The organism is Seohaeicola saemankumensis, from assembly GCF_042678485.1.
In the GTDB taxonomy this organism is placed as follows: Bacteria; Pseudomonadota; Alphaproteobacteria; order Rhodobacterales; family Rhodobacteraceae; genus Seohaeicola; species Seohaeicola saemankumensis.
The window spans coordinates 485868-512625 of the sequence record NZ_JBHTKR010000005.1 but is presented as its reverse complement, the minus strand read 5'-3'; the positions used below and the strand labels follow the sequence as shown (position 1 = coordinate 512625).

Annotated in this window: 28 protein-coding genes and 1 pseudogene; 16 read left to right on the top strand and 13 right to left on the bottom strand. The window is 62.6% G+C overall.

What is annotated here, in order from left to right; translation table 11 throughout:
* The first annotated feature begins 148 nt into the window (after nucleotides 1–148).
* Nucleotides 149–802 (top strand): YggS family pyridoxal phosphate-dependent enzyme, encoded by a 654-nt coding sequence (locus ACFQ3C_RS14755; protein WP_380793310.1) that lies wholly within the window; start codon nucleotides 149–151, stop codon nucleotides 800–802.
* Between the two features lie 41 nt (nucleotides 803–843).
* Here the strand turns inward: ACFQ3C_RS14755 and ACFQ3C_RS14750 are convergent, their stop codons facing one another.
* Complete coding sequence (locus tag ACFQ3C_RS14750; RefSeq protein WP_380793364.1) at nucleotides 844–1323, bottom strand: L,D-transpeptidase family protein; 480 nt, start codon at nucleotides 1321–1323, stop codon at nucleotides 844–846.
* 20 nt (nucleotides 1324–1343) lie between these two features.
* Nucleotides 1344–2435: a GTP cyclohydrolase II gene (gene ribA / locus ACFQ3C_RS14745; RefSeq protein ID WP_380793308.1), complete on the bottom strand. Its 1092-nt coding sequence runs from the start codon at nucleotides 2433–2435 to the stop codon at nucleotides 1344–1346.
* Nucleotides 2436–2592: 157 nt separating this feature from the next.
* Here ribA and ACFQ3C_RS14740 point away from each other — a divergent pair, with 157 nt between their 5' ends.
* The 11 genes from ACFQ3C_RS14740 to ACFQ3C_RS14690 all read left to right on the top strand — a co-directional run bounded on the left by ACFQ3C_RS14740 (nucleotide 2593) and on the right by ACFQ3C_RS14690 (nucleotide 13778).
* Nucleotides 2593–3279, top strand: a complete 687-nt coding sequence (locus tag ACFQ3C_RS14740; RefSeq protein ID WP_068291081.1) for a response regulator transcription factor — start codon at nucleotides 2593–2595, stop codon at nucleotides 3277–3279.
* A gap of 754 nt (nucleotides 3280–4033) precedes the next feature.
* Nucleotides 4034–5317, top strand: a complete 1284-nt coding sequence (gene urtA, locus ACFQ3C_RS14735) for an urea ABC transporter substrate-binding protein (RefSeq protein ID WP_380793305.1) — start codon at nucleotides 4034–4036, stop codon at nucleotides 5315–5317.
* A 74-nt stretch (nucleotides 5318–5391) separates the two neighbouring features.
* Nucleotides 5392–7365, top strand: coding sequence for an urea ABC transporter permease subunit UrtB (gene urtB / locus ACFQ3C_RS14730; RefSeq protein ID WP_380793303.1), 1974 nt, complete (start codon nucleotides 5392–5394; stop codon nucleotides 7363–7365).
* Nucleotides 7366–7461: 96 nt separating this feature from the next.
* Nucleotides 7462–8691, top strand: a complete 1230-nt coding sequence (urtC, locus tag ACFQ3C_RS14725) for an urea ABC transporter permease subunit UrtC (protein ID WP_380793301.1) — start codon at nucleotides 7462–7464, stop codon at nucleotides 8689–8691.
* On the top strand, nucleotides 8688–9428 hold the full coding sequence (urtD, locus tag ACFQ3C_RS14720) for an urea ABC transporter ATP-binding protein UrtD (RefSeq protein WP_380793299.1): 741 nt from the start codon (nucleotides 8688–8690) through the stop codon (nucleotides 9426–9428). The genes urtC and urtD overlap by 4 nt, the downstream gene beginning before the upstream one ends.
* Nucleotide 9429: 1 nt before the next feature.
* Nucleotides 9430–10125, top strand: coding sequence for an urea ABC transporter ATP-binding subunit UrtE (gene urtE, locus ACFQ3C_RS14715; RefSeq protein WP_380793297.1), 696 nt, complete (start codon nucleotides 9430–9432; stop codon nucleotides 10123–10125).
* 135 nt (nucleotides 10126–10260) lie between these two features.
* Nucleotides 10261–11037 carry a transglutaminase-like domain-containing protein gene (locus ACFQ3C_RS14710; RefSeq protein WP_380793295.1) on the top strand — a complete coding sequence of 259 codons (777 nt, stop codon included), beginning with the start codon at nucleotides 10261–10263 and terminating at the stop codon, nucleotides 11035–11037.
* 105 nt (nucleotides 11038–11142) lie between these two features.
* On the top strand, nucleotides 11143–11931 hold the full coding sequence (locus ACFQ3C_RS14705; protein ID WP_380793293.1) for an exodeoxyribonuclease III: 789 nt from the start codon (nucleotides 11143–11145) through the stop codon (nucleotides 11929–11931).
* A gap of 84 nt (nucleotides 11932–12015) precedes the next feature.
* On the top strand, nucleotides 12016–12927 hold the full coding sequence (gene trxA / locus ACFQ3C_RS14700) for a thioredoxin (RefSeq protein WP_380793291.1): 912 nt from the start codon (nucleotides 12016–12018) through the stop codon (nucleotides 12925–12927).
* Nucleotides 12928–12954: 27 nt separating this feature from the next.
* Nucleotides 12955–13599 carry an LON peptidase substrate-binding domain-containing protein gene (locus ACFQ3C_RS14695; RefSeq protein ID WP_380793289.1) on the top strand — a complete coding sequence of 215 codons (645 nt, stop codon included), beginning with the start codon at nucleotides 12955–12957 and terminating at the stop codon, nucleotides 13597–13599.
* Nucleotides 13599–13778, top strand: a complete 180-nt coding sequence (locus ACFQ3C_RS14690; RefSeq protein ID WP_380793287.1) for a Trm112 family protein — start codon at nucleotides 13599–13601, stop codon at nucleotides 13776–13778. The genes ACFQ3C_RS14695 and ACFQ3C_RS14690 overlap by 1 nt, the downstream gene beginning before the upstream one ends.
* A gap of 100 nt (nucleotides 13779–13878) precedes the next feature.
* Here ACFQ3C_RS14690 and ACFQ3C_RS14685 read toward each other — a convergent pair whose 3' ends face one another.
* Entirely contained in the window at nucleotides 13879–15318 is a 1440-nt protein-coding gene (locus tag ACFQ3C_RS14685; RefSeq protein WP_380793285.1) for an aldehyde dehydrogenase family protein, read from the bottom strand.
* Between the two features lie 166 nt (nucleotides 15319–15484).
* Between ACFQ3C_RS14685 and ACFQ3C_RS14680 the strand changes: the two are divergent.
* From ACFQ3C_RS14680 to ACFQ3C_RS14665, 4 genes and pseudogenes are all read left to right on the top strand, one after another.
* Nucleotides 15485–15703: pseudogene (locus ACFQ3C_RS14680) on the top strand (redoxin domain-containing protein); the annotation flags it as partial.
* Between the two features lie 183 nt (nucleotides 15704–15886).
* Nucleotides 15887–16402 (top strand): ATP-dependent zinc protease family protein, encoded by a 516-nt coding sequence (locus ACFQ3C_RS14675; RefSeq protein WP_380793283.1) that lies wholly within the window; start codon nucleotides 15887–15889, stop codon nucleotides 16400–16402.
* 53 nt (nucleotides 16403–16455) lie between these two features.
* Nucleotides 16456–17361 (top strand): 30S ribosomal protein S6--L-glutamate ligase, encoded by a 906-nt coding sequence (gene rimK, locus ACFQ3C_RS14670; RefSeq protein ID WP_274555494.1) that lies wholly within the window; start codon nucleotides 16456–16458, stop codon nucleotides 17359–17361.
* Between the two features lie 13 nt (nucleotides 17362–17374).
* A complete protein-coding gene (locus tag ACFQ3C_RS14665) occupies nucleotides 17375–18418 on the top strand; it encodes a succinylglutamate desuccinylase/aspartoacylase family protein (protein ID WP_380793281.1) in 1044 nt (347 codons plus the stop codon).
* A 23-nt stretch (nucleotides 18419–18441) separates the two neighbouring features.
* On the opposite strand, the gene ACFQ3C_RS14660 is transcribed toward ACFQ3C_RS14665, so the two are convergent.
* From ACFQ3C_RS14660 to rbfA, 10 genes are all read right to left on the bottom strand, one after another.
* Nucleotides 18442–18843 (bottom strand): hypothetical protein, encoded by a 402-nt coding sequence (locus ACFQ3C_RS14660; protein WP_380793279.1) that lies wholly within the window; start codon nucleotides 18841–18843, stop codon nucleotides 18442–18444.
* 4 nt (nucleotides 18844–18847) lie between these two features.
* A complete protein-coding gene (locus tag ACFQ3C_RS14655; RefSeq protein ID WP_380793277.1) occupies nucleotides 18848–19537 on the bottom strand; it encodes an esterase/lipase family protein in 690 nt (229 codons plus the stop codon).
* Nucleotides 19538–19755: 218 nt separating this feature from the next.
* The gene (gene pnp, locus ACFQ3C_RS14650) at nucleotides 19756–21894 is read right to left on the bottom strand and encodes a polyribonucleotide nucleotidyltransferase (protein WP_380793275.1); all 2139 of its coding nucleotides are present in this window, start codon (nucleotides 21892–21894) and stop codon (nucleotides 19756–19758) included.
* A 174-nt stretch (nucleotides 21895–22068) separates the two neighbouring features.
* A complete protein-coding gene (gene rpsO / locus ACFQ3C_RS14645) occupies nucleotides 22069–22338 on the bottom strand; it encodes a 30S ribosomal protein S15 (protein ID WP_380793273.1) in 270 nt (89 codons plus the stop codon).
* Between the two features lie 191 nt (nucleotides 22339–22529).
* Nucleotides 22530–23534 (bottom strand): calcium-binding protein, encoded by a 1005-nt coding sequence (locus tag ACFQ3C_RS14640; RefSeq protein WP_380793271.1) that lies wholly within the window; start codon nucleotides 23532–23534, stop codon nucleotides 22530–22532.
* Nucleotides 23535–23622: 88 nt separating this feature from the next.
* Complete coding sequence (locus tag ACFQ3C_RS14635) at nucleotides 23623–23937, bottom strand: DUF5665 domain-containing protein (protein WP_380793269.1); 315 nt, start codon at nucleotides 23935–23937, stop codon at nucleotides 23623–23625.
* A 31-nt stretch (nucleotides 23938–23968) separates the two neighbouring features.
* Nucleotides 23969–24502 (bottom strand): DUF1643 domain-containing protein, encoded by a 534-nt coding sequence (locus ACFQ3C_RS14630; RefSeq protein ID WP_380793267.1) that lies wholly within the window; start codon nucleotides 24500–24502, stop codon nucleotides 23969–23971.
* Between the two features lie 47 nt (nucleotides 24503–24549).
* Nucleotides 24550–25458, bottom strand: coding sequence for a tRNA pseudouridine(55) synthase TruB (truB, locus tag ACFQ3C_RS14625; protein WP_380793265.1), 909 nt, complete (start codon nucleotides 25456–25458; stop codon nucleotides 24550–24552).
* A gap of 121 nt (nucleotides 25459–25579) precedes the next feature.
* Nucleotides 25580–26326 carry a phosphodiester glycosidase family protein gene (locus ACFQ3C_RS14620; protein ID WP_380793263.1) on the bottom strand — a complete coding sequence of 249 codons (747 nt, stop codon included), beginning with the start codon at nucleotides 26324–26326 and terminating at the stop codon, nucleotides 25580–25582.
* On the bottom strand, nucleotides 26326–26715 hold the full coding sequence (rbfA, locus tag ACFQ3C_RS14615; RefSeq protein WP_380793261.1) for a 30S ribosome-binding factor RbfA: 390 nt from the start codon (nucleotides 26713–26715) through the stop codon (nucleotides 26326–26328). Before rbfA ends, ACFQ3C_RS14620 begins: the two co-directional genes overlap by 1 nt.
* Between the last annotated feature and the right edge of the window lie 43 nt (nucleotides 26716–26758).

Genomic DNA, 26758 nt, shown 5'->3' with positions numbered 1-26758 from the left:
GACAACATCGTGTCCGCTGGTATCTTCTTCTCGTTCTGATCCAGAACAAGCAGTTGAACAAGGAAGGGCAGGTCTTCGGACCTGCCCTTTTCTTTTGTGCGGACATGGTGTTTTCATGCGCCAAGGCCGAACAACCAGGGTGAATGTCATGTCGCTGTCCGAGATCAAGACCCGAATCGCCAAAGCCTGCGCCGATGCCGGGCGGGCCGAGGGCAGCGTGACCCTGATCGCCGTGTCCAAGGTGCAGCCGAACGAACGGGTTGCCGCCGTACTGGAGCAGGGGCACCGCGTCTTTGGTGAAAACCGGGTGCAGGAGGCCGCTGGCAAATGGCCCGATTTTCGCAAGTCATATGACGGGATCGAATTGCATCTGATCGGCCCCTTGCAGACCAACAAGGCCAGGCAGGCGATGGAGCTGTTTCAGGTAATCCATTCCGTGGACCGCCCCAAGGTTGCCCAGACCATCGCAAGGCTGGCGCAGGAGATGGGGCACTGCCCGGATATCTTTCTGCAGATCAACACCGGCGAGGAGCCGCAGAAGGCGGGCGTGATGCCGGCCGAGGCCGATGCCTTCGTGGCCGAGGCGCGCGCGCTGGATCTGCCCGTGCAGGGGTTGATGTGCATTCCCCCGGTCGATGAGGAACCGTCGCTGCACTTTGCCCTCTTGGCCAAGATCGCGGAACGTAACGGATTGTCCGGCCTGTCGATGGGCATGAGCGGCGATTTCGAATCCGCCATCGCGCTGGGGGCCACGCATATCCGCGTCGGGTCGGCGATCTTCGGAGAGCGCGCTTACGGGTGAGCCGTTGCACGATGGATATTTAAGGCAAAGAGAAGCGGCTGCTACGCGACAATGAGGCGGCAGCCGTGGCGCAGGCGGCTGGCGATCCAGATCAGGTGGTCGCGGCGCAGGGCCACGCAGCCTTCGGTCGGATAGCCCGCGCGGCGGCGCTGGTGCAGGAAGATGGCCGAGCCGCGCCCGCGTTCCGCGCGGGGCCAGTTCCAGTCGGTGATCAGGACCAGATCATAGAGCGGGTCGGCGCGGCGCAGCTTTTCGTGGCTGTGCGGATAGGGCGCGCGGACCATGAGGTTGTAATCCTCGTGCCGGGGATCGTCTGACCACAGGTCGCAGGGATGGATCGGCACGGCCCAGTCAGCGGGGGGCGCCATGCGGTCGGGACGGTAAAGCATACCCACGATACCATGGATGCCGCGCGGGGTGGCGCCGTCGCCCTCGCGCTTGGTGTCGCTGATGCCGCCGCGACCGATCGAGCAGGGAAACACCCGCCCCTGAAAGCGCAGCCCCATCGGCGTCAGCACCATGTCGGCGGCGCGGGCGGTTGTCACAGCAGATGTCCCGACTTGGCGGATTTCGTCGCGAGATAGGCGCGGTTATGGGCGTTCTCACCCACTTTCAGGGGCACACGCTGGGTCACTGCGATGCCCTGCTTTTCCATCATCGCGATTTTGCGGGGGTTGTTGGTCAGCAGGCGCACCGAGGTGAAGCCCATGGATTTCAGGATTTCGGCCCCAAGGCGGAAATCACGCTCGTCATCCTCGAAGCCGAGACGATGATTCGCCTCGACCGTATCGAAACCCTGGTCCTGCAATGAATAGGCGCGCATCTTGTTGGCCAGGCCGATGCCACGCCCCTCCTGGTTGAGATAGAGCAGGACGCCCGCGCCTTCCTCGCCCATCTGTGCCAGCGCGCCGTGCAACTGAGGCCCGCAATCGCATTTCAGACTGCCCAGCACATCGCCGGTGAAGCAGGCTGAATGCAGCCTGGCCAGCACGGGTTTGTCGCGATCGGGTTGACCGATCTCGAAGGCATAGTGTTCTTCGCCGCCATCCTCGGGGCGGAAGATATGCAGCCGCCCTGCCTCGGCTGCGGCAACGGGCAGGCGGGCGCTGACGACCGGATGCGGCGCGGGCGCGGCGGCCAGCAGGGGGCGGGCGCGCGGTGCGTCGATCCGGGTCAGGCCGTGGGTGACGGCGAAGCCCGCCGGATCGGAGAGCGGCAGCACCAGGGCGGCAGGCAGAAGCCGCGCGGTCTTGGTCAGGACCACGGCCAGGCGGTGCAGATCGGCCGCGCCGTCGCGCTGCGTGACAAGCGGCCCCTTCATCGGCATGTTCAGATCGTCCGCCGGATCGGCGACACCCAGGATCCAGGACAGGCTGGCCTCGGGCGGGAGGATGACGCGCGCAAGGTCGCCATCATAGGCGCGTGCCTTCAGCGTTTCGGCCCGCCGTGCCGTCAGCGCCAGGACGGGTGTGCCACCAAGGGCGTGCAGATCAGCCAGCCTTTGCAAATCCAGCGTTTCGGCGGCCAGCACGAGCACGCCAGCGGCCGCATCTGTCAGGACGACAGGGACGCCCATGCGCAGGTCTGCGCGGGCGCGGGCCAGGGTTTCTGTAACATCAGGGCTGAAGCTCATGCCGTTTGTTGCGCCTATGCGTGCTGCGATCTGGGTTTTACGCGTTTATCTGAAACATTCGCACACTGCTTTACACGACAGCGTGAGAGAATGGCACCCTGTCTTGTCGGCATTGTCCCGCAGGCGCATCTTGTCTGCAAGCACAGGAGGGAAACCTATGGCACAATTGAAGAAAATACTGCTGGTGGACGATGACGAGGATCTGCGCGAGGCGCTGAGCGAGCAGCTTGTCATGACCGAGGATTTCGATGTGTTCGAGGCCGGGAACGGGTCCGAGGCGATGAAGCGCGCGAAAGAAGCGTTGTACGACCTGGTGATCCTTGATGTCGGGCTGCCCGATACGGACGGGCGCGAACTGTGCCGCCTGATGCGCAAGCAGGGGGTGAAATGCCCGATCCTGATGCTGACCGGCCATGACAGCGACGCCGATACGATCCTGGGTCTGGATGCCGGGGCCAATGACTACATCACCAAGCCGTTCAAGTTTCCGGTCCTGCTGGCCCGGATCCGCGCGCAGCTGCGCCAGCATGAGCAGAGCGAGGATGCCGTATTCACGCTTGGGCCCTATACGTTCAAGCCCGCGATGAAGATGCTGGTCACCGAGGATGACAAGAAGATCCGCCTGACCGAGAAAGAGACGAATATCCTCAAATACCTCTATCGTGCGACCGAAGGCGTGGTGCCGCGCGATGTGCTTTTGCATGAGGTCTGGGGGTATAATGCGGGCGTCACGACCCACACACTCGAGACGCATATCTACAGGCTGCGCCAGAAGATCGAACCCGATCCCTCGAACGCGCGTCTGCTTGTCACGGAATCCGGTGGGTACCGTCTTGTTGCATAAGGGATGCACTTTCGACATCTCTGCATGGCGACGACTGTCTTGATGCAGATCAAAGTGGTATTCTGAGATCAGAATTAGTTTTTTCGCAGCATTTCAAGAGACCCCGTCGCATATGCGGGTCATCATATGCACCTCCCTGTTGGACTGCCCCGGCCTGGTGCCGGGGTTTTTTTTATCCGTCGTCCCGTGGACCGCCGCATCGTTTTGATCAAGGGAAACAACTGTTTGGTGGAAGCGGGCGGCCGTCAGAAGGCCAGATCCCGACAGAAGCGGCATTGCCATTTCTTCGCGAGGCGTCCGGTCAGGGCAGGCTGCGCACAGGGAAAAAGCTGGCGCACGCCATCCCTGTTGCCATGGATGTCTTGCCCGGAAAGCCCCTGGTGATTCTGCAGACCTGCGTCGGCATGCAGCTATGGATTGCACAGCCTTTCAAAGCCGCCCGACCAGAAGGCGCATTTTACCTAAAAAACAGGCAAACGCCCCAAAACATGCAAGCATCTCTGATAGAGTCCTAAAGATGCTGCATCTGCAAAATGGTTTGTTGCCTGCGCGGCATGGTCGGTTCTGAATTGGGCCAGCCGTCGTCACACGGACGATGCGCCGAGGCCGCGCAGAGGGCCGATCCTGGCAGATACACCCCCTGCGCGACTGCAACACACATGTTGCGGATGGCCAGATGCCCCGCCGTGCCAGTTGCTGGCATAGGCAGGACACACAGCCCATCCCGCAGATAATCGACTGGGGATATAATTCAATGACATATGGAACGAAATTCACCGCTCTGGCTCTGGCCGCGCTGGTGGCTGGCGCCGGGACCGCGTCGGCACAGGATTGCCCGATCAAGGTCGGTGTGCTGCATTCGCTGTCCGGCAGCATGGCCATTTCCGAAACGACGCTGAAGGATGTCATGCTGATGCTTGTCGAGCAGCAGAACGCCAAGGGCGGGCTGTTGGGCTGTCAGCTTGAGGCCGTCGTGGTCGATCCCGCGTCCGACTGGCCGCTGTTTGCGGAAAAGGCCCGCGAGTTGCTGACCGTCAACGAGGTCGATGTGATCTTCGGCAACTGGACCAGCGTCAGCCGGAAATCCGTGCTGCCGGTGATCGAAGAGCTGAACGGCCTGCTGTTCTATCCGGTGCAGTACGAGGGCGAGGAATCCTCGCGCAATGTCTTCTATACAGGCGCCGCCCCGAACCAGCAGGCGATCCCTGCCACCGACTATTTCCTGGATGAACTGGGCGTCGAGAAATTCGCATTGCTGGGCACCGACTATGTCTATCCGCGCACAACGAACAACATCCTTGAAAGCTACCTGATCTCGAAAGGCATTCCCAAGGAAGACATCTTCGTGAACTACACGCCCTTCGGTCATTCCGACTGGGCGACGATCGTCGCGGATGTGGTCGCCCTTGGGGCGGACGGCAAGCAGGTTGGCGTGATCTCGACCATCAATGGCGATGCGAATATCGGCTTTTACAAGGAACTGGCCGCTGCCGGTGTTTCGGCCGAGGATATTCCCGTTGTCGCCTTCTCGGTTGGCGAAGAAGAACTGTCCGGCCTCGACACCTCGGAACTGGTGGGCCATCTGGCGGCATGGAACTACTTCCAGTCCGCCGATACGCCCGCCAATGCCGAATTCATTGCCGCATGGAAAGCCTTTGCTGGTGAGAATCGCGTGACCAACGACCCGATGGAGGCGCATTACATCGGCTTCAACATGTGGGTGAACGCGGCCACAGCCGCCGGAACCACCGCTGTGGATGCCGTGCGTACGGCGATGTACGGGCAGGAATTCCCGAACCTGACCGGCGGCACCGCGGTGATGCTGCCGAACCACCATCTGGCCAAGCCTGTCCTCATCGGCGAGATCCGGGCCGACGGTCAGTTCGACATCATCAGCCAGACACCAGAAGTCGATGGCGATGCCTGGACCGATTTCCTGCCGGACTCGGCGGTTCTGACCAGCGACTGGAAGGATCTGGGCTGCGGCATGTACAACACCGTCACCAAGACCTGTGTCCAGCTGACCTCGAACTACTGAGAGATCGACGCAAGGACCTGAGGGCGCGCCTGTCGCGCCCTCTCAATCGCGTGCTGCCTGCTCAAGGACGCCCCATGATTCTCCGCCTAATTTGCTGTGCCCTGACCATCTGCCTTGGCCTGTCTGGCCTTGCCCCGTCCGCCGCGCAGGCGCAGGACAGCGCGGGCCCGCTGCAGGCCCTGCTTCAAGACAATGCCGATGCCGTGGCCAACCCGTCGCGCAGCACGGTCGATACCCTGATTGGCGCCCTGCTGGGCAGCGATCTGCCGGGGGTGCCTGAATTCCTGGAGCGTTGGCGCGACAGGGGTGTCTACCTGCGCGCCAGCGATGGGCTGTTCTACTATGCCACGAAGGCGGCAGGCGGCTTTGCCCTTGTCGATGTGGATACCGGACAGGACCTGGGGCAGGCGGACAGCGCCGACATGAGCGAACTGCGCCCCAATGCCGGCGTGCGGCGCGTGATCGGGTCGGCGCTTGTGGCCTTCCAGTTGCTGGACGATGACCCGGAACGGCGGCTAGCGGCACTGGATGCCATCGCGCGCAGCCCCTCGGAAGACCAATTGGAGCCTCTGCGCCTGTCCATCGACGAAGAACCCGATCCCCTTCTGCAAGAGCGCAAGATCCGCCTGGAACGCCTGCTTTCTGCCCGTTTTGCGGCAACGCCGGCTGAACGGATCGCGGCGATCGAAAGCCTCGAGGGTGATCTGGGCGTGGATGCCCGCGCCGTTCTGAACCTGATACTGACCACAAGCCCGGCTGTTTTCCCCACACTTCCCCAGGATCGCAACATCGCCGCCATCCTGACCCCCGGCACCGAGGCACTGCCACAGGCCGAGGCCTATGCCCGCCTGGTCGAGGCCGGTTTCGCGCCGCCGCTGACCGGCGTTGCCACGATCAAGGATGCGCTGATCGCTGCCATGGATGGCGATACGGTGGCGGGCATCCCGGTGTCCAGCCTGACAACCGATGCCGCGCGCAAAGCCGCCTATGCGGCGCTGGCCGCCACCGGGGCCGTGCCGCCGCTGGTGACGCTGGAAGATCAGGCAAATGCGCTGGCCGCGCATCAGTTTGTCCTGGTCTATGCCGAACCCGATCCCGCCATTACCGCCGCCGCCGAGGAAACGCTGGAGGCGATCCTGTTCAAGGTCGGTCTGAACCAGGCCGCCGACCTAGCGCTGGACGGCTTGTCGCTTGCCTCGATCTACTTTCTTGCCGCCATCGGCCTTGCCATCACCTTTGGCGTGATGGGCGTGATCAACATGGCGCATGGCGAATTCATCATGATGGGCGCCTATACAGGCTATGTGGTTCAGCTGTTTGTGCCGGACTACACGCTGTCGCTGGTCCTGGCCCTGCCGCTGGCCTTTGCGGTCACCTTCGGTGCGGGCGTGGCGATGGAACGGCTGGTGATCCGCTGGCTTTATCATCGTCCGCTGGAAACGCTGCTGGCGACCTTCGGGATTTCCATCGCGCTGCAACAGCTGGCCAAGAACATCTTTGGCACGCAGGCGCGTCCGCTGACCTCGCCCGATTGGCTCAGCGGGACGCTGACCTTCAACGAGGTGGTGTCGATCAGCATGATCCGCGTGGCGATCTTCGTGCTGGCGCTGCTGTTTCTTGGCTTGCTGCTCTATATCCTCAAGCGGACACGTCTGGGGCTGGAGGTGCGGGCCGTGACCCAGAACCCCGGCATGGCGGCGTCGATGGGGATCAACCCTGACCGTATCAACATGCTGACCTTCGGCCTTGGCTCGGGCATCGCCGGTATCGCGGGTGTGGCCATCGGCCTTTATGCCAAGGTCACGTCGGAAATGGGCGCGGATTATATCGTGCAAAGCTTCATGACCGTGGTCGTGGGCGGTGTCGGGAATGTCTGGGGCACGCTGGCCGGTGCCACGCTGATCGGCTTTCTGCAAAAGGGGATCGAGTTCCTGAACCCCAGCAACACGCTGGCCGCGCAGACCTACATGATCCTGTTCATCATCCTGTTCATCCAGTTCCGGCCCAAGGGCATCATCGCCCTCAAGGGCCGCGCGGCGGGGGATTGACGCCATGTCACATGCAAAAACCGCTTCCGTTTCTTCTTGCCCCAAATATCCCGGGGGGTGCGGGGGGTTGACCCCCCGCTGCAACGGAGGCCGCGCATGAACCGTTCCTTCATTGCGCGAAATCCATCGGTCCTGTGGTTCCTGCTGGCGCTGTCGGTCTTTACCATCGCGGTCACGCTGATGTCCGAGGTGACGGGCGTGGGGCTGATCTCGACCTCCTTCATCAAGACGCTGGGCAAGACGCTGTGCCTGTGCCTGATCGCCATCGCCATGGATGTGGTCTGGGGCTATTGCGGCATCCTGTCCCTGGGACACTTCGCGTTCTTCGGGCTGGGTGGGTATGCCATCGGCATGTGGCTGATGTATGCACGGACCGAGTTGATCGTGGTCGATGCGTTGGCCAATGCCGCGCTGCCGCCCACCGACAAGGAGGTGGCGGACGCCATCGCCGGCCAGATCTTCGGCGTGGTCGGAGCCTCTGAATTTCCGCTGATCTGGACCTTCTCGCATAGTCTGGCGCTGCAACTGCTGATGGTCGTGCTGGTGCCGGGATTGCTGGCGCTGGTCTTCGGCTGGCTGGCGTTCCGCAGCCGCGTGACAGGGGTCTACCTGTCGATCCTCACCCAGGCCATGACGCTGGCGCTGTCGCTTTACCTGTTCCAGAATGACAGCGGTTTGCGCGGCAACAACGGGCTGTCGGGGTTGCAGAACATCCCCGGACTGGACGCGGTGCCGCAATCGGTCATCTCGATCGCGTTCTTCTGGGCCTCGGCGCTGGCGCTGGGGCTGGGCTATGTGCTGTTCGCCTGGATCGTGTCGGGCAAGATGGGCAGCGTGATACGCGCCATCCGCGACAACGAAAGCCGTGTGCGGTTCCTGGGCTACCATGTCGAAAGCTACAAGCTTTTCGTCTTCACCGTGACGGCTGTTGTCGCCGCTATCGCGGGGGCGCTTTACTATCCGCAGGCGGGGATCATCAACCCGGCGGAAATCGCGCCCATCGCCTCGATCTACCTGGCGGTCTGGGTCGCCATCGGCGGGCGCGGGCGGCTTTACGGCGCGGTCATCGGCGCGGCCTTCGTGTCGCTGTTGTCGTCGTGGTTCACGGGCGGATCGGCCCCGGCCATCAACCTTGGGTTCTACACGATCAACTGGACCGACTGGTGGCTGGTGCTGCTGGGTCTGTCATTCGTGGCGGTCACGCTGTTCTTTCCAAAGGGGATCGGCGGGCTGTTTGACCTGATCGTGTTGAAACCCGTGCCGGACCGTCAGGGCGATTACGGCCCCGACAAGGGCGCCTGGCGCCGCGAGGAGGGCGAGCCATGAGCACGCTTCTGGAAGTGTCCGGCGTCAGCGTCACCTTCGACGGGTTCCGCGCCATCAACAACCTGTCGATCAGCATCGGCGCAGCCGAATTGCGTGCCGTGATCGGGCCGAATGGCGCGGGCAAGACCACCTTCATGGACATCATCACCGGCAAGACCAGGCCGGATGAAGGGCGTGTGCTTTGGGGGCCGCGCAGCATCTCTTTGCTGGATCTGTCGGAAAGCCAGATCGCGCGGCAGGGGATCGGCCGCAAGTTCCAGAAACCCACCGTCTTCGAGGCGCAGAGCGTGCGTGAAAACCTGGCCATGGCGCTCAAGAACCCGCGCGGGCCTTTCGATGTGCTGTTCTACCGCAAAAGCCGTGACACGGCCGCACGGATCGACGAGATCGCGGATGAGATCGGCCTGACCGAAGACTTGCCCCGCCGGGCAGGTGAGTTGAGCCATGGCCAGAAACAATGGCTGGAGATCGGGATGCTGCTGGCGCAGGATCCGCAGCTGTTGCTGGTGGATGAACCCGCCGCGGGCATGACCCCTGCCGAACGGGAACATACCACGGCGCTTCTGGTGCGTGCGGCACAGACGCGGGCCGTGGTTGTCGTCGAACATGACATGGAATTCGTGCGGCGGCTGAATTGCAAGGTGACCGTGCTGCATGAAGGGGCGGTTCTGGCCGAGGGCAGCCTGGATCATGTGACGAAAAATCAGGACGTCATCGACGTCTACCTGGGGCGCTGAGATGCTGGAGATTGCCGATCTGACCCTGAAATACGGGCAAAGCCAGATCCTGAACGGGATTTCGATGACCGCGAAACCCGGTCAGGTCACCGCCGTGATGGGCACCAATGGCGTCGGCAAGACCAGCCTTCTCAAGGCCATTGCGGGGCGGCATCCCTATTCCGGCGGCACGATCACGCTGGATGGCAAGCCGCTGGATCATCCGACCGCCTTCCAGGCCGCGCGCGCGGGTATCGCCTATGTCCCGCAGGGGCGCGAGGTGTTCCCCCTGCTGACCGTGACCGAGAACCTGACGACGGGCTTCGCCTGCCTGCCGCGCGGGGGCAAGGTCATTCCGCCCCGCATCTACGAGCTGTTTCCCGTATTGGCCGAGATGAAAGACCGTCGCGGCGGGGATCTGTCGGGGGGGCAGCAACAACAGTTGGCCATCGCCCGCGCGCTGATTACGCGCCCCCGTGTGTTGCTGCTGGACGAGCCGACCGAGGGCATTCAGCCAAACATCATCAAGCAGATTGGCCGCGTGATCGAGGCGCTGCGCGGGGAAGGCGAGATCGCCATCGTGCTGGTCGAGCAGTATTTCGACTTTGCCTATAACCTGGCCGATGAATTCGTGGCGCTGAACCGTGGCTCGGTCGTGCTGCGCGATCCCAAGGCCAAGGTGGACCGCGCTACGCTGCTGTCACGGGTCTCCATCTGACGCGTTCGGGATCACCGGGGCGTTCGGTGCGCCACTACCCCTGTCATTGGCGCGATGGTCGTGTATACCCCTGACCGGGATACACGCCGCGGCGATCCACGCCGCAGACCCGAAAATCCGGCAGATTGGAACCTGATGACCGTCGAAATCGATGTGAACATGCAATATGCACTGGGCGATGATCCGATGGTCCGGCTGACGATCGAGGCGGCGCATATGGCAGGCCAGACCGTTTTGCACGATCAGTTGGATATCGAAAACGCTACCTTGACCCGCGTCGATGGCGAGGGCGGGTTGGGGCAGCGCATCTGGGCAAGGGTCGATGGCGGGCAGCTGAACCTGCGGTATCGTGCCAGCGTTGAGGTGGCCCATCCCCATCGTCCGCTTGCGTCGTTGCGCGCCGACCTGCTGCATCATCTGCCGGGTCATGTCATGGCCAGTCTCAGACCGTCGCGGTTCTGCCAGTCGGACCTGTTCCGGGATCTTGCCGCGCAGAATTTCGGCGACCTTGCGGGTGGGCAGAAAATCGCGGCGATCCGCGATTGGGTCAGCGGCGCGCTGCGCTATGTGCCGGGAAGCTCGAACGCGGAAACCTCGGCGGTGGAGACATTCGCGATCGGCGAAGGGGTGTGCCGCGATTATGCCCATATGGTCTGCGCGCTGGCGCGGGCGTCGAACATTCCGGCGCGTTATGTTTCTGTCTACGGGCCGGATGTGAACCCGCCCGACTTTCACGCCGTGGCGCAAGTCTGGCTTGAGGGCGGCTGGCATATGGTGGATGCCACGGGGATGTCGTCGGATGCGGAACTTGTCGTGATCGCGGCGGGCCGTGATGCATCGGACATCGCCTTCATGGAAACGCTATCCATGGCCGAGATGATCAGCCAGACCGTCAGCGTGCAGATCCGCTGAGCCCTCTGTCAAAGGCTGTCACGGCTTTCGGGTGACAGCACCCCCTCCCCCTCGGTCGGGGCTTGTGATAGGCCTGCCCGCGAATGACGGAAAACGGAGCAGCGCATGACCTTTACCCTGGCCACATGGAACATCAACTCGGTCCGGCTGCGCGAGGGGCTTGTGTGCAAGCTGCTGACCGAAGAAGCCCCCGATGTCCTGTGTCTGCAGGAGTGCAAGAGCCCGGTGGACAAGATCCCGCTGGAGGGGTTCCAGGCGCTGGGCTATCACCACATGGTTGCGCGCGGACAGAAGGGCTACAACGGTGTGGCGATCCTGTCCAAGCTGCCGCTTGAAGATATGGGCGAGATGGATTTCGCCAGCCTGGGTCATGCGCGTCACGTAGCGGCACGGCTGCCCAATGGCGTCGTGATCCATAACTGCTATGTCCCGGCGGGGGGCGATGTGCCCGACCGCGCGGTGAACGACAAGTTCGGCCAGAAGCTGGATTACCTGACCGAGATGCGGGACTGGTTCCACGGCGACCGGCCGGAACGGTCGATCCTTGTGGGCGATCTGAACATCGCCCCGCGTGAAGACGATGTGTGGAACCACAAGCAACTGCTGAAAATCGTCAGCCATACCCCGATCGAGGTTGATCATCTTGGCCAGGTGCAGGAATCAGGCGCATGGGTCGACGTGACGCGCGCCGACATCCCCGAGGGGCAGCTTTACAGCTGGTGGTCCTATCGCGCCGCCGACTGGGACGCCGCCGACAAGGGGCGTCGTCTGGATCACGTCTGGGCCACACAGGACATCGCAGGGGCGGGACACTCCAGCCGCGTGCTGCGCGCCGCGCGCGGATGGCAGCAGCCCAGCGATCATGCGCCGGTCTTTGCGACCTTTGACCTTTGATTTCACGAATATGTCACCCCATATAGGGTGATGAATGCACTCTCACGGGGTGCCACGCAGATTTGCAGACAAGGATGACGGAAGATGCTGGAACTGGGACAAAAGCAGCCGGCCGCAGACAAGGCGGTGATCATGGATGTGTCCGAGGCCGATTTCATGGCCGAGGTTGTCGATGCCTCGATGACCGTGCCGGTGCTCGTGGATTTCTGGGCGCCATGGTGCGGCCCCTGCAAGACGCTGGGTCCGCAGCTTGAGGCCGCAGTCCAGGCCGCCAAAGGTGCGGTGAAGATGGTCAAGGTCAATGTAGACCAGAACCAGCGCATCGCGGCACAGTTGCGCGTGCAGTCCATTCCCACTGTCTATGCATTCTGGCAGGGCCAGCCGGTCGATGCCTTCCAGGGGGCGGTGCCGGCATCGGAAGTGCAGGCTTTCGTCACACGGCTGGCCGATCTGGCTGGCGATGGCGATGGCGGTCTGGCCGAAGCGATTGAGGCCGCGGAGGCCATGCTGGCCGAAGGTGCGGTGGATGATGCGGCGCAAACCTTCGCTGCCATCCTCGAGGAAGACCCCGTGAATGTCGCGGCCTACGCCGGTCTGGTGCGTTGCCACATCACGAAGGGTGACCTGGAGGAGGCCGAGGCCGTGCTGAACGGCGCGCCCGCCGAAATCGCCAAGGCGGCCCCGCTGGAAGCGGCCCATGCCCAGCTTGAACTGGCGCGGCAGGCGGCCGGTGCCGGTCCCGTGGCTGACCTGATGGCGGCAGTCGAGGCGAACCCGGCCGATCTTCAGGCGCGGTTCGATCTGGCGCTTGCGCTTCAGGCTGCGAACCGGATGGAAGAGGCGGTCGATGCGCTGCTGGAGATTTTCCGCCGGGATCGGGAATGGAATGACGGTGCCGCAAAGCAGCAGCTTTTCACCATCTTCGAGGCGCTCAAGCCGAATGATCCGGTGGTTCTGAACGGTCGGCGCAAACTGTCGTCGATGATATTTGCCTGATGAACATTCCGGTCTAGGTCGCAGGGTATGGGCAAGACATTTGACATGCCGGACGTGATCGCGGTGTTTCCGCTGCCCGGGGCGCTTCTGCTGCCCCGGTCGCGGTTGCCATTGCACATCTTCGAGCCACGCTACCTCGCCATGCTCGAGGATGCGTTGAAAACGCCGGAACGCCTGATCGGCATGGTGCAACCGAACGCGATCCCCGGACGCGACGGGAACGGGTTGCATCAGATCGGTTGCGCGGGCCGGGTCACGCAATTCTCTGAAACCGAGGATGGGCGCTATCTGATCACGCTGTCGGGCATGTCCCGTTTCCGCGTGGTCCGGGAAGTGACGGGTTTTACCCCCTATCGCCGGTGCGAGGTGTCATGGACCGGGTTCGAAAGGGATCTTGGTCGCGACGAAAGCGACAAGGGCTTTGACCGCGAAGCCTTCATGAACCTGCTGTCGCGCTATTTCACCGCGCGGGAATTGCAGACCGATTGGGAAAGCCTGCAAGAGGCGGATGATGAGTTGCTGATCAACTCATTGTCCATGCTTCTGGATTTCGATCCTGAGGACAAGCAGGCCCTGCTTGAGGCCCCGTGCCTGTCCACACGCCGCGAAACGCTTGTCACCCTGATCGAGTATTCCCTGCGTGGCGGCAATACCGAGGAGATCATGCAGTGATGGATGGCCCGCTTTTTGACCGCCGCATGCTGGAAGCGCTGGTATGTCCGCGCACGGGTGCGCGTCTTGATTACGATGCCGAGCGTCAGGAACTGATCAGCAAACCCGCCGGATTGGCCTATCCGATCCGCAACGGCATTCCCGTGATGCTGGTCGACGAGGCCCGCAGGCTGGATTGACGCGACGCTGATCGCACAAAGGCAAGCCAGCAGGCGCCGCCAAGACAAAACCGCCGCCCGGCATCCCGGACGGCGGTTTTTTCATTGCGGTGACAGTGCGTTATTCAGCCGCCCAGCCAGCGACCGACTTGACCTCAAGGAAATCCTCGATGCCCCAGACGCCACCTTCGCGACCGTTGCCGGACTGTTTCATGCCGCCAAAGGGCGCACCGGCGCCGCGCGACTGGCCGTTGATCTCGACCATGCCCGAACGCAGTTGCAGCGCGACGCGGTTGGATTTGCTGCCATCCTGCGTCTGGATGTAGTTGGTCAGACCGTACACCGTGTCATTGGCGATACGGATCGCTTCTTCCTCGGTCTCGAAAGGGATGATCGACAGCACGGGGCCAAAGATTTCCTCGCGCGCGATGGTCATCTCATTGGTGACATCGGCAAAGACCGTCGGCTTGACGAAGAAACCACGGTTGAAGCCTTCGGGGCGGCCCGTCCCACCGGCCACAAGGCGTGCACCTTCGTCGATACCCTTCTGGATCAGGCCCTGGATCTTGTTGAACTGGGCCTCGTTCACCACGGGGCCGATGTGGCGGCCGGCGTCATGCGCGTTGCCCACGGTGACGGAATTCGCCACTTCGGCAGCGGTTTCGACCGCCTTTTCATAAACGCCCTTCTGCACCAGCATCCGGCTGGGTGCATTGCAGGACTGGCCCGAGTTATTCATCATGTGCAGAACGCCACGCTTGACGGCCTTGTCATCTGCATCGGCGAAGATGATGTTGGCGCCCTTGCCACCCAGTTCCAGATGCACGCGCTTGAGCGTGTCCGCAGCCGCCTTGGAAATCGCGATGCCTGCGCGGGTCGAACCGGTAAAGCTGACCATGTCCACATCCTTGTGGTTGGACAGCTGCGAACCGACACCCATGCCGTCACCATTCACAAGGTTGAACACGCCCTTGGGGAACCCTGCCTCGTGCATGATCTCGGCAAAGACGATCGCGTTCAGCGGGCTTTCTTCCGACGGTTTCAGCACCATGGTGCAGCCCGCGATGGCGGCCGCCACGACCTTGAGCGTGACCTGGTTCATCGGCCAGTTCCACGGCGTGATCATCGCACAGACGCCGATCGGCTCGTAAACGATCCGGTCGTTCGGCGCGTGATCGCCCAGCGGGCGGATGAACTTGAACTTCTTGGCGGCCGTGATGAAGTTGGTGATATGCCATGTGCCAGCACCCACCTGCGAGGCGCGCGACATGTCGATGGGCGCGCCCATTTCCATGGTCATCGCCTGGGCCAGATCCTCGGTACGGGACTTGTAGATGTCCAGCATCTTCTCGACCAGGGCGATACGCTCTTCGACAGGGGTGTTCATCCATGCCGGAAACGCTGCTTTTGCCGCGGCAACAGCAGCATCGGTATCTGCCTTGCCACCCAGCGAGATGATGGCGCAGGGTTCTTCGGTCGAGGGGTCGATCACGGGATGGTCGCGCCCTTCGATCGGGTCTACCCATGCACCGTTGATGTAAAACTGACGTTTCTCGATCATGTCGATCTCCTTCGTTATTGCGTCTCGATATGGGGCCTGATCCACTGGATCAAAGGTCGGCTCACTGGATTCGCGACACTCTGTCACTCTGCCTGATTGGCTGCAAGGGAGGGGGCGAAAATCCGTGGCGCAGGAAATATCTCAATCCCAGAATGCAAGTGAGGCCATGACAGGAAAGGAAACCCAAACGGGCCTGCGTATCAACGATATCGTGCCGTATTTCACGGCGGACACCGATCAGGGAAAGATAACCTTTCATGACTGGATCGGTGACAGCTGGGCCATTCTGTTCAGCCACCCCAAGGATGTCACGCCGGTCTGCACCACCGAATTCGGTGCCGTGGCGCAACTGGCCGATGAATGGGCAAAGCGCGGCACCAAGCTTTAAGAAGCCAGCCGCCTTGCTGGTTCAAGACGACCATGCACATACTTTCCGCAGGGCTTTTTCACGCATATGTCACCCCGGTCATGGACAAAGGCAGTGCACGGGATTACGCGGCGCGCCGGGGGATGCACGGGCCGCGTCAGACTGGTAGACTGCGACCCAGACCCAAGACAGGATCACGACATGCCGGAGAAAACAGGCGCCATGGACAAGACCAGGTCCGGCAAGACCCAGTCTGGCAAGAGCAGGCCGCCGTTGCTGATCGGATGGCGCGAGCGTATCGCGTTGCCCGAACTGGGGATCGACCTGATGCAGGCCAAGATCGACACCGGGGCGCGCACCTCTGCGCTGCATGCCAGCAAGGTTGTGCGGTTCCAGCGGGACGGCGTGGATTGGGTGCGGTTCCACATACCGCATGCCAGCGGCCTGACCGCGCGCGATTGCGAAGCGCCCCTTGTGGATCGGCGTGAAATCAAGAACACGTCCGGACAGGGCGAAGATCGCCTGGTCATCGAGACCCTGCTTTTGCTGGGCGGGCGGCGCTGGCGGATCGAGGTGTCGCTGGCCGACCGATCCGCCATGGCGATGCCGATCATCCTGGGCCGCACAGCCATCCGCAAGCGCGGGATCCTGGTGGATGCCGGCAAATCCTATCTGGCTGGCCCCCCCAGACCAACAAGCGGCGCGGGCAAGTCCTGACGGGCCAGCCAATACCGCAGTATCTTTTTTCGTTTCCCGGAAGGACCCTTTCCATGAAGATCGCCATGATGACGCGCAACCCGGCTCTTTATTCGCATCAGCGCCTGAAAGAGGCGGCCGAGGCGCGTGGGCATGAGCTGGATTTCGTCAATACCCTGCGCTGCAGCATGAACATCGCCTCGCGCAGGCCCGAGATCTATTACGACGGCCAGAAACTGCCGCGCTACGATGCGGTGATCCCGCGTATCGGGGCATCCGTGACCTTCTACGGTCTTGCCGTGCTCAGGCAGTTCGAAATGCAGGGCGTCTATCCGTTGAATGAAAGCGTGGCCATCGGGCGCAGCCGCGACAAGCTGCGGTCGATGCAATTGCTGGCGCGGGACGGGATCGGGTTGCCGGTCACGACCTTCGCCCATGATCCCAAGCAGACCGAAGAAGTGGTAAAGCTGGCCGGTGGCGCGCCCCTGGTGATCAAGCTGCTGGAGGGCACGCAGGGCATCGGTGTGGTTCTGGCCGATACCGACCGGTCCGCCAAATCGGTGATCGAGGCGTTTCGGGGGGCAGGCGTGAACATCCTTGTGCAGGAGTTCATCAAGGAAGCGGGCGGCACCGACATCCGCGCCATCGTCGTGGGCGGCAAGGTGGTGGCGGCCATGCAGCGCACCGGGGCCGAGGGCGAGTTTCGGTCGAACCTGCATCGGGGCGGATCAGCCAAACCGATCAAGATTTCACCAGAAGAACGGTCCACGGCCATCCGGGCAGCCAAATCCATGGGGCTGAATGTCTGCGGCGTGGATATGCTGAGGTCGAATCACGGGCCTGTGGTGATGGAGGTGAACTCCAGCCCCGGTCTGGAAGGGGTCGAAAAGGCGACGGGCAAGGATATCGCGGGGATGATCATCGCGTTCATCGAAAAAAACGCCAAGGACGGGCAGACCAAGACCAAGGGCAAAGGGTGACAAGGGGCGCGCGATGAGCAGTGGCACGATCTTCGAACTGGGTGGCGTGCGGGTGCCGCCGGGCACGCGGCGCACCGTCGATCTGCCCGTGTCGTCCCTGTCCGATCATACGCCGGTGTCGATGGCCGTGCATGTGGTGAACGGGCGCAAGCCGGGGCCGGTGATGTTCGTCTCGGCCGCGATCCATGGCGATGAGGTGATCGGGGTCGAGATCGTGCGCCGCCTGCTGCGCGCGCCCAACCTGGAACGGATGGCCGGGACGCTGCTGGCCGTGCCCATCGTCAACACCTTCGGCTTCCTCAACCATTCGCGCTATCTGCCCGACCGGCGCGACCTGAACCGCTGCTTTCCCGGATCGGCCGAAGGATCGCTTGGGGCGCGCCTGGCGCATATCTTCCTCAACCAGATCGTGACGCGGTCCGATTTCGGGATCGACCTGCATTCGGCGGCGGTGCAGCGGTCGAACCTGCCGCAGATTCGCCTGACGCCAGGGAACACGCGGCTGGAACACCTGGCGCAGGCCTTCGGCGCGCCGGTGATGCTGCATTCCAAGCTCCGCGACGGGTCCCTTCGCATGGCCGCCGAGGCGGCAGGGGTTGATGTGCTGCTCTATGAGGCGGGCGAGGGGCTTCGGTTCGATGAGCTGGCCGCGCGGGCAGGGCTGTCAGGTATCCTGCGGGTGATGCAGGTGCTGGGCATGATCGGTCCCAAGGGCGTGCCGCGCCTGCGTGCGCGACCCGTCACCTGCACGCGATCCAGCTGGTACCGCGCGCCTGCGGGCGGGCTGCTGCGGACCTATCGCGGGATTGGCGATCTGGTCGAACCGGGCATGGTGCTGGGCGCGGTGTCCGATCCTTTCGGCGTGGCCGAGATCGAGATTGCCGCGCAGTCCAACGGCATCATCGTGGGGCGCAGCAACATGCCCGTGGTAAATGAAGGCGACGCCCTGTTCCATGTGGCCGAAACCCCGCGTGTCGCCCATGCCGAAGCGGCAATGGTCGGCGTGGCCGCCCAGATGGAAGATGCGCCGCTTTTCGACGAGGACGAGATCATCTGATCCCGGTGACTGACCGGAAAGGGTCAGTCGTCATAGGGCATGCGGGTCGTGTCGTCCAAATCCTTGGGAAGGAATTTCTGGAAGAACCAGGCATCGTTGAACAGGTCGGTGCAATCGGTCTGGTTCAGCAGCTTGCCTGACACGGTCACCTTGACCGCGCGATCGAAGGAACTGCGCTGGTCGATTTCACAGAGAAACGTAAAATTGGGGTTGCGCGAGGTGTAGGCGCCCAGGTTCATCGGCAGGGGCAGCGCAGTGACAACGCCTTCCCCTTTGGGCAGATGATCCTTGAACGCCTGCACCCCCGCAAGCAGCAGCGTGATGTCCCAGTCGATCAGGCAAATCGCCTCGACCTGGATTGCGGAGCCGTCGAATGTGATCTTCGGCATGAACCGTCTTGGGTCCTCGGGGCTGGGTTCAAGCATCGTGTCAGCCTTTCAGAACGTCCCCGACGAACATCGACAGGGCCGGCTCGATGTCCGGCAAGTTCTGTACCGCACCGTGCGGATCAAGAGGCAATTGCGGCCCGACGCGCATGGACAGCCAATGCACGGGCCGCCCGAAGCCAAGGCCAAGACCCGTGGCCGAATTGATGTCCACCACGCCGTCATGCAGTTGCGGCGAGGGGTTGGCATGGCTGAACCCGATTGCCGTAATATTGCTGCGAAAGGCCGTTTCGGTCGCGTTCTTGTTCAGTTTGCCCAGATCCTGGCTGATCGGCATCATGGACATGGCGCCGTGGTTGACGGGGGGCACATGCAGCATGGTTCCCAGATGCGGTGTGCAATAGGTGAAAAGCCGCTTTGGCTTCAGGCCATTTGCGATCATCTGACGTGCAACCAAACCGCCCATCGAATAGGCGAAGATCGACAGGTTGTTCGTGGGAACGTTGTTGTTCTTGAGGTATGCCGCGATCTCTTGCGCGCCATAGATGAACGACTGGTGGGTATTGTAGCGCCCGAAAATGACCTGATAGCCCTGTTTTTCCAGCTTGAAACGCAGCCAGTCGACGGCGACAAGCAAGGCTTGTCCGGGTTGATGGTTCTTCATCAGGTCAAAGCCGTGCAGCACAAGGGCAACGCCCTTTGGCGCGGACATGGCGCCCATGTCTGGCGTCATCTCCGTACTCAGACGGACGCCATCATAGATTTCTGCTGCGGGGATTATTTCGAGGCTCTCGGTCGTCATCGCTACACGCTCACTCGTTAACCAAAAACGGAACCATGCGCGAACCATGAACAGCGGTGAACAGGCTGTCAATTCATCCCGTCATGCCAAACAAAAAAAGGCCCCGATGCTGCCATCGGGGCCTTGTCCATTCCAAGGTGAAAGGGGGCTTATTCGCCCGCTTCCGCCTCTTCCTTGGTGATCTCTTCGCCGGTTTCCTGGTTCACCGATTTCATCGCCAGGCGCACCTTGCCGCGATCGTCGAAGCCCAGCAGCTTGACCCAGACTTCCTGACCTTCCTTGAGCACATCCGACGGATGGTTCAGGCGGCGGTTTTCGATCTGGGACACGTGCACCAGGCCGTCGCGCTTGCCGAAGAAGTTCACGAACGCGCCGAAATCGACCAGCTTGACCACGGTGCCCTTGTAGATCTTGCCTTCTTCCGGCTCGGCCACGATGGACCAGATCATGTCATAGGCTTTCTTGATCGAATCGCCGTTGGGCGAAGCGATCTTGATGATGCCGTCATCGTTGATGTCGACCTTGGCACCGGACACTTCCACGATCTCGCGGATGACCTTGCCGCCGGAACCGATCACTTCACGGATCTTGTCGGTCGGGATCTGCATCGTCTCGATGCGCGGTGCGTGGATCGAGAAATCAGCCGCGCCGGACAGGGCCTTGTTCATCTCACCGAGGATGTGGATACGGCCGTCCTTGGCTTGCGCCAGGGCTTTCTCCATGATCTCGGGCGTGATGCCTGCAACCTTGATGTCCATCTGAAGGCTGGTGATCCCGTTCTCGGTGCCGGCAACCTTGAAGTCCATGTCGCCCAGGTGGTCTTCGTCACCCAGGATGTCTGTCAGCACGGCATAAGAGCCGTCATCTTCCAGGATCAGGCCCATGGCCACACCGGCGACCGGCGCTTTCAGGGGAACACCGGCATCCATCATCGACAAAGAGCCACCGCAGACCGACGCCATCGAGGACGAGCCGTTCGATTCCGTGATCTCGGACACGATGCGGATCGTGTAGGGGAAATCGGTGGCTGCGGGCAGAACGGCCTGAAGGGCGCGCCATGCCAGTTTGCCGTGGCCGATTTCGCGGCGACCCGGTCCAGACACGCGACCAACCTCGCCCACCGAATAGGGGGGGAAGTTGTAATGCAGCATGAAGTTGGATTTGAAGTTGCCATGCAGCGCGTCGATGAACTGCTCGTCATCGCCGGTGCCCAGCGTGGTCACGACCAGGCCCTGGGTTTCCCCGCGGGTAAACAGGGCCGAACCATGGGTGCGCGGCAGCAGGCCGGTTTCGCAGACGATCGGGCGCACGGTGGTCGTGTCACGTCCGTCGATCCGCTTGCCGGTCTTGACCACATCGCCGCGCAGAACGCTGGCTTCCAGCTTTTTCAGCGCCGTGCCCAGGTTGGCATCGGCCAGCTGTTCCTCGGTCAGGGCGGCCTTGATGGCGGCCTTTGCTTCGGCAACGGCAGTGGTGCGTGCCTGCTTGTCCGTGATCGCGTAGGCGCCGCGGATCTTGTCTTCGCCCGCCGCCTTCACGGCAGCGTAAAGTTCGCTGTAATCGGCGGGCTGGAAGTTGAACGGTTCCTTGGCCGCGGCTTCGGCCAGGTCAATGATCAGGTCGATCACCGGCTGGATCTGCTGATGCGCGAAGACGACGGCGCCCAGCATCTCGGCCTCGGTCAGCTCATAGGCTTCCGATTCCACCATCATCACGGCGTCCTTGGTGCCTGCGACAACCAGATCAAGGCGCTGCTCGGGGTTGTTGCGCAGGTTCTGCATGTCATCGACCGAAGGGTTGAGGACGTATTCGCCGTCCACATAGCCCACGCGGCAGCCCGCGATCGGACCCATGAAGGGCGCGCCCGACAGGGTCAGGGCGGCAGAGGCCGCGATCATCGCAACCACATCGGGGTCGTTCACCAGGTCATGCGACAGCACGGTGCACATCACCAGCACTTCGTTCTTGAAACCTTCGACGAACAGCGGGCGGATCGGACGGTCGATCAGGCGCGCGGTCAGCGTTTCCTTTTCGGTCGGACGCGCTTCGCGCTTGAAGAAGCCGCCCGGCACCTTGCCGGCAGCATAGTATTTTTCCTGATAATGGACGGTCAGCGGAAAGAAATCCTGACCCGGCTTGGGTTCCTTGGCGAAGGTGACGTTAGCCATCACCGAGGTTTCGCCCAGGGTCGCGATGACGGTGCCATCTGCCTGGCGGGCGATCTTGCCCGTTTCCAGTGTCAGCGTCTCATCGCCCCACTGCATCGTTTTGGTCGTTACGTTAAACATCTCGTATCCTATCTTGGCCTCCGGGGCCCATCCCCTTTGGCCGTTTCATCTGGGGCCGTATTGCCCCCTGGCTTCCATTTCAGTCATCCTGCCATCGCCGCAAAGCCCGACGGAACAGCAATCGGATCATGTCAAAACCGCGCCCTTTTGGGGGGCGCGGTCCTGTGTCTTGTCTCAGCGACGGATGCCGAGGCGCTTGATGAGGTCCTGATAACGGGCCTCTTCCTTTGCCTTCAGGTAATCCAGCAGCTTGCGGCGCTGGGCCACCATCATCAGAAGGCCACGGCGACCGTGGTTGTCCTTCTTATGGGTCTTGAAGTGCTCGGTCAGCGTGGAAATGCGCGAGGTCAGGATCGCAACCTGTACTTCGGGCGAACCGGTGTCGCCTTCTTTAGTCGCGAATTCTTTGATCACACGTGCTTTTTCTTCGACAGTAATCGACATCGGGGTCTCCTTTGAATGAAAGGTGGAGGGCACAAGCCGGGATGTCGTCCAGCAGGGTCCGTGGAGATATCCAGCCGGGGAATCCGGCGTGGATTGCGCGCGTATAGGGGAAATCACCCCATTTGGAAAGGAGAAATCGCAACCGGTCAGGGGCGGCAGGCCCTGGACCGGTTGCGTTTCCCGAACGGGTATCATGTTGCCTGTGACTGTCCCAGGATCGCGATGTCAGACAGCATCAGGCCGTTTGCGCCCGACAACGAGGCAACATGCGCGCCATCCAGATAGAGATTGACCTGGCCTGATCCACCGTCATCGTCGCGCAGCTCGATCAGGGGGGGATCGGCACTGCTATCGTCGAAGATGATGATCAGGCGGTCCTCGGTCGGGTCGAAATCCACCACCTCGACCGGATCCCTGATCCAGTGCCCCAGCTGGAAAAGATCTGCGCCCCGCCCGCCCGTGGCGATGTCACCGCTGCCCGCCAGGATCGTGTCGTCGCCGTCCGCGCCATTCAGGTAATCCGCGTCGGATTGTTCCGCGTCCTCGGGACGATGGCCGATCAGGATGTCGTGGCCCGCGCCGCCGAACAGGCTGTCATGGCCTGGCCCGCCGGTCAGGCTGTCATGGCCCAATCCGCCATGCAGCGCATCGTTGCCGGCCGCGCCGAACAGCTGATCCGTTCCGTCACCACCATGCAGGCTGTCCATGCCGGGGCCACCGTCCAGGGTGTCATCACCGTTCTGACCGAACAGCAGGTCATCGCCCTCGCCGCCGGACAGGCTGTCATCGCCCGTGCCGCCATAAAGGTGATCGTTGCCCGGACCGCCGATCACAAGATCATCGCCTTCGGCACCATGCAGGTCATCGCGCCCTTCGGCGCCCATGAGCGTGTCATTGCCCTGGCGCCCGCCGATCTGGTCGTCACCGGCGCCGCCTGCGATCAGGTCGGGGCCGCTCTGGCCGGCCAGAATCCGGTCGGTTTCGTCACTGTCGTCCGGCAGGGGCGGCAGTTCAGTGGCATCCATGATGTCGGAAAGACCGGAACCGGCCGTCGCGGCGTTGCCCATTGGCGCGTCAAGGCCGGTGTCTGGCTGCCCGTCGGTTTCCGCGGTGTCATCGGTGTCCGATGCGCCCGCCAGTCCGACAAAGGCCGCACTGGCAAGCATCAGGCCGATGATGCCTGTCAAGATCAACATGAAGAACCCTGCACCGCACAGAAAAGATCACCCCACATCACCCAGCCATGAAGACAGGGTTTGGGTCAAATCCGTTCTGACTGCGTGGTTAATTCTGGCTGCCGCCGTCAAGGCCGCGGCTCAGGTCGATCTCTTTCGCAAGCTCCGACGCCCATTCGCCGATGATCGGCAGGAATTCGAACTGCGACACCCACCAGGCCAGGGCAGACACAAGGATCGAGGCCCCCAGAACCGAGCCGAGGCCAAAGGCCAGACCCCGCAGGAACTGGAACCCCACCAGCCGCCAGATCGAGTTGTGCACCTTGATGAAGCGATGCGCGTTCAGACGTGCAACTTCGCGGGCAAGCGCGCGCATCGCTTCGGCCTGATCGTCCGGGGATTGTGGCCGGGGGCTGCCTGTCATCTGCGGTCCTTTCTGCGGTTCGGGAATGGGGTCAGCAATTTCGATGGGCGGGCCAGAGGATCGGCTTCTGGTCATAGGAGATATAGAGCGGATGCTTGGGGTGTCCGTCCTTGGTCAGGCCAAGGTGATGCAAGGGTTGCCGTTGCGCGCGCAGCAGGCGTTCGACGCAAGCGCCGCGATCCAGATGGGCGCCGTGGGTGCCCCAGGCGGCGATGATGCGATCCTGCGCCCCCGCAGCCCATTCACAGCTTTGGGCGATGGCCTTATCGTTGGCGGGCCCGACCGGATCGGATGCGGCGCGCATCGCGCGCGGATCGGTGTCGCGCCAGGCAAAGATGTTGGTGACACGAAAGCTGCCGAAACCCAGCGCGCGGGCACGGCGTTCGCAGCGTTCCACCGTGGGGTCGTTCTGTGCCTCGGTCGCGGTTGACGGGTTGAGCATCACGAACAGCGCGCGCGGCCCCGTCGCATTCCAGGTGCGTGTCAGCAGGTAACGGTAGCGTTCGCAGTCGGAATAGACTGCCGTGGACTGCGCGTCGCCTTTCAGGAAATCGCGTGTGATCATGGCTTGGTTGTGCCTTGCCCGCCACCGGTTTGCAAGGCGGCCGCGCCTCAGTCCCGGTTGAACACGCGGCTCGGGTGCAGTTCGCCGGCCTTGTAGATGCCGACCGCCACGGCGTGTCCGTCCAGGCTGGCCCAGGCTTCGTCGCCGTATTCGACATCGGAGGCCAGCACCATGCCGGGATTGCCGTTTCGCAGTTTCGCGGCGCCCTCCGGCGTGCAGCGCAGTTCGGGCAGGTCGGCAAGGCCGGTTTCCAGCGGCAGCACATGGGCGTCAAGTTCGGGCGTCCGGGCCATGGCGTCGATCTGATCCAGCGTCAACCCGTCCGTTGCCTCGAACGGGCCGGACCAGACGCGGCGCAGGGTCACGACATGGGCATGGCAACCCAGCGCCTCGCCCAGGTCGCGCGCGATCGACCGGACATAGCCGCCCTTGCCGCAGGTCATTTCCAAAACGACATGATCAGCATCGGGCCGGTCCGTCATCACCAGTTCCTCGACCCACAAGGGCCGTGCTGCAATCTCGAATTCGGCGTCATCGCGGGCCAGCTTGTAGGCGCGTTCCCCGTCGATCTTGACGGCGGAAAACCGCGGCGGCACCTGCATGATGTCACCGACAAAGGCATGCAGCGCCTCCTTGATGGTGGCGTCATCGGGGCGGATGTCCGAGGTGGCGATCACTTCGCCTTCGGCATCGTCTGTATTGGTGGCCTGTCCCAGCCGGATCGTGAAACGGTAGGCTTTCAGCGCGTCGGTGATATAGGGGACGGTCTTGGTGGCCTCGCCCAGCGCCACGGCCAGAACGCCGGTCGCTTCGGGGTCCAGCGTGCCGGCATGCCCTGCCTTGTTGGCATCCAGCGCCCAGCGCACCTTGTTGACCACGGCGGTCGAGGTCAGGCCCGCGGGCTTGTCCACTACCAGCCAGCCCGAAATGTCACGACCCTTGCGCTTGCGTCCCATGGCTTTGTCCCGTTCCTGTCAGAGCGCGGGGCCTAGCCCAAGGGCGTCGGTCTGTCAAACGCTGGCGTTGCGGCGACGGCCTGCTGCGGGTTTTGAGTATTTGCGGAACGATGAAGCGGGATCAGTCGCCCTTGGGCACAGGCAGGCCGATGATCGGCCCCATGCGAAAGCCGCTGTCCGAGCGTCCCATCTGCGGCGCATGCAGGCGCGAGATATTGCCGTCGAAATAAAGCGCCTGTCGCAGGCCAAGCGCATCGCGGAAGAAGCGGGCAAACTGGTGAAAGGTGACCGGATTGCGCGAGATGGCGAAAACGGCGCGGTCGCCCGCGTCCGTCGTGCCGACCCCGTTGCGGATATAGCGCGAGGTGCTGTCGGGCAGGAACCGTGGATGCAGCGCGCCGTCGATCACCAGCATCGGCCCCGATTGGGTGGCGGACCGGCAGTCCGGCCCGGTGTCGCGGTAGCGCAGCGTCTCGATCACCCGTGCGCCGGTTTCGGTCAGGCACAGCAACCCGTTCGGCAGCAGGCCGAAGTTGCCATAGCTTTCGCGGGTCTGCAGCGGCGCAAGGGTTTCGCCGTTCTCGATGTAGAGGCCCACGGGCCGCCGATCCTGATGATACATGCCCGCGTTCATCGCGAAGCCGAGGGTCTGCCCCGAAGCGGCCAGCGCATCGTCGATTGCGCTGAAATGACCATGGGGCCGGCCCGTTGGATCGTTCAGGAACAGTTCCAGCCGTTCTGTCGCGGTGTCGACCTCGCAGATTGCATAGAGCACGTCTTCATATGTGGTTTCGCGACAGTCCAGCGCAACGGCCCGGGAAGCGGCAAGGGCCACCAGGCCGACCATCAGCGCCGACAGCGCGCGCATCAGTCGTCGAGGTCGCGCCGGACGGCGTCCTGCGCGAACAGGCGGCGCGTTTCGTCCATCCGGTCAAAGGTCTCGTCCAGCTGGAACCGCAGCTCGGGCGCGAACTTGAGGGCGACCTTCTTGCCGATGATGCGCCTCAACTCGCCCTTGTTGCGGGCCAGAAGCTTGATCACCTCGTCCTTGCCTTCGCCGCCCAGTGGCAAGACATAGATCGTGGCGACGCGCAGATCGGTGGTCACGCGCACCTCGCCCACGGTGATGGACATGCGGTTGAGGTCAGGGTCATGAACGTCGCCGCGCAGCAGCACCTCGGACAGGGTGCGGCGGATGAGTTCGCCCACGCGCAGCTGTCGTTGGCCCGGACTAGAGGAAGATGTGCTTTTTACCATGCCGCCCATCTAAGCGTTCCGGCAGGCTTTGCCAAGCGGCGGT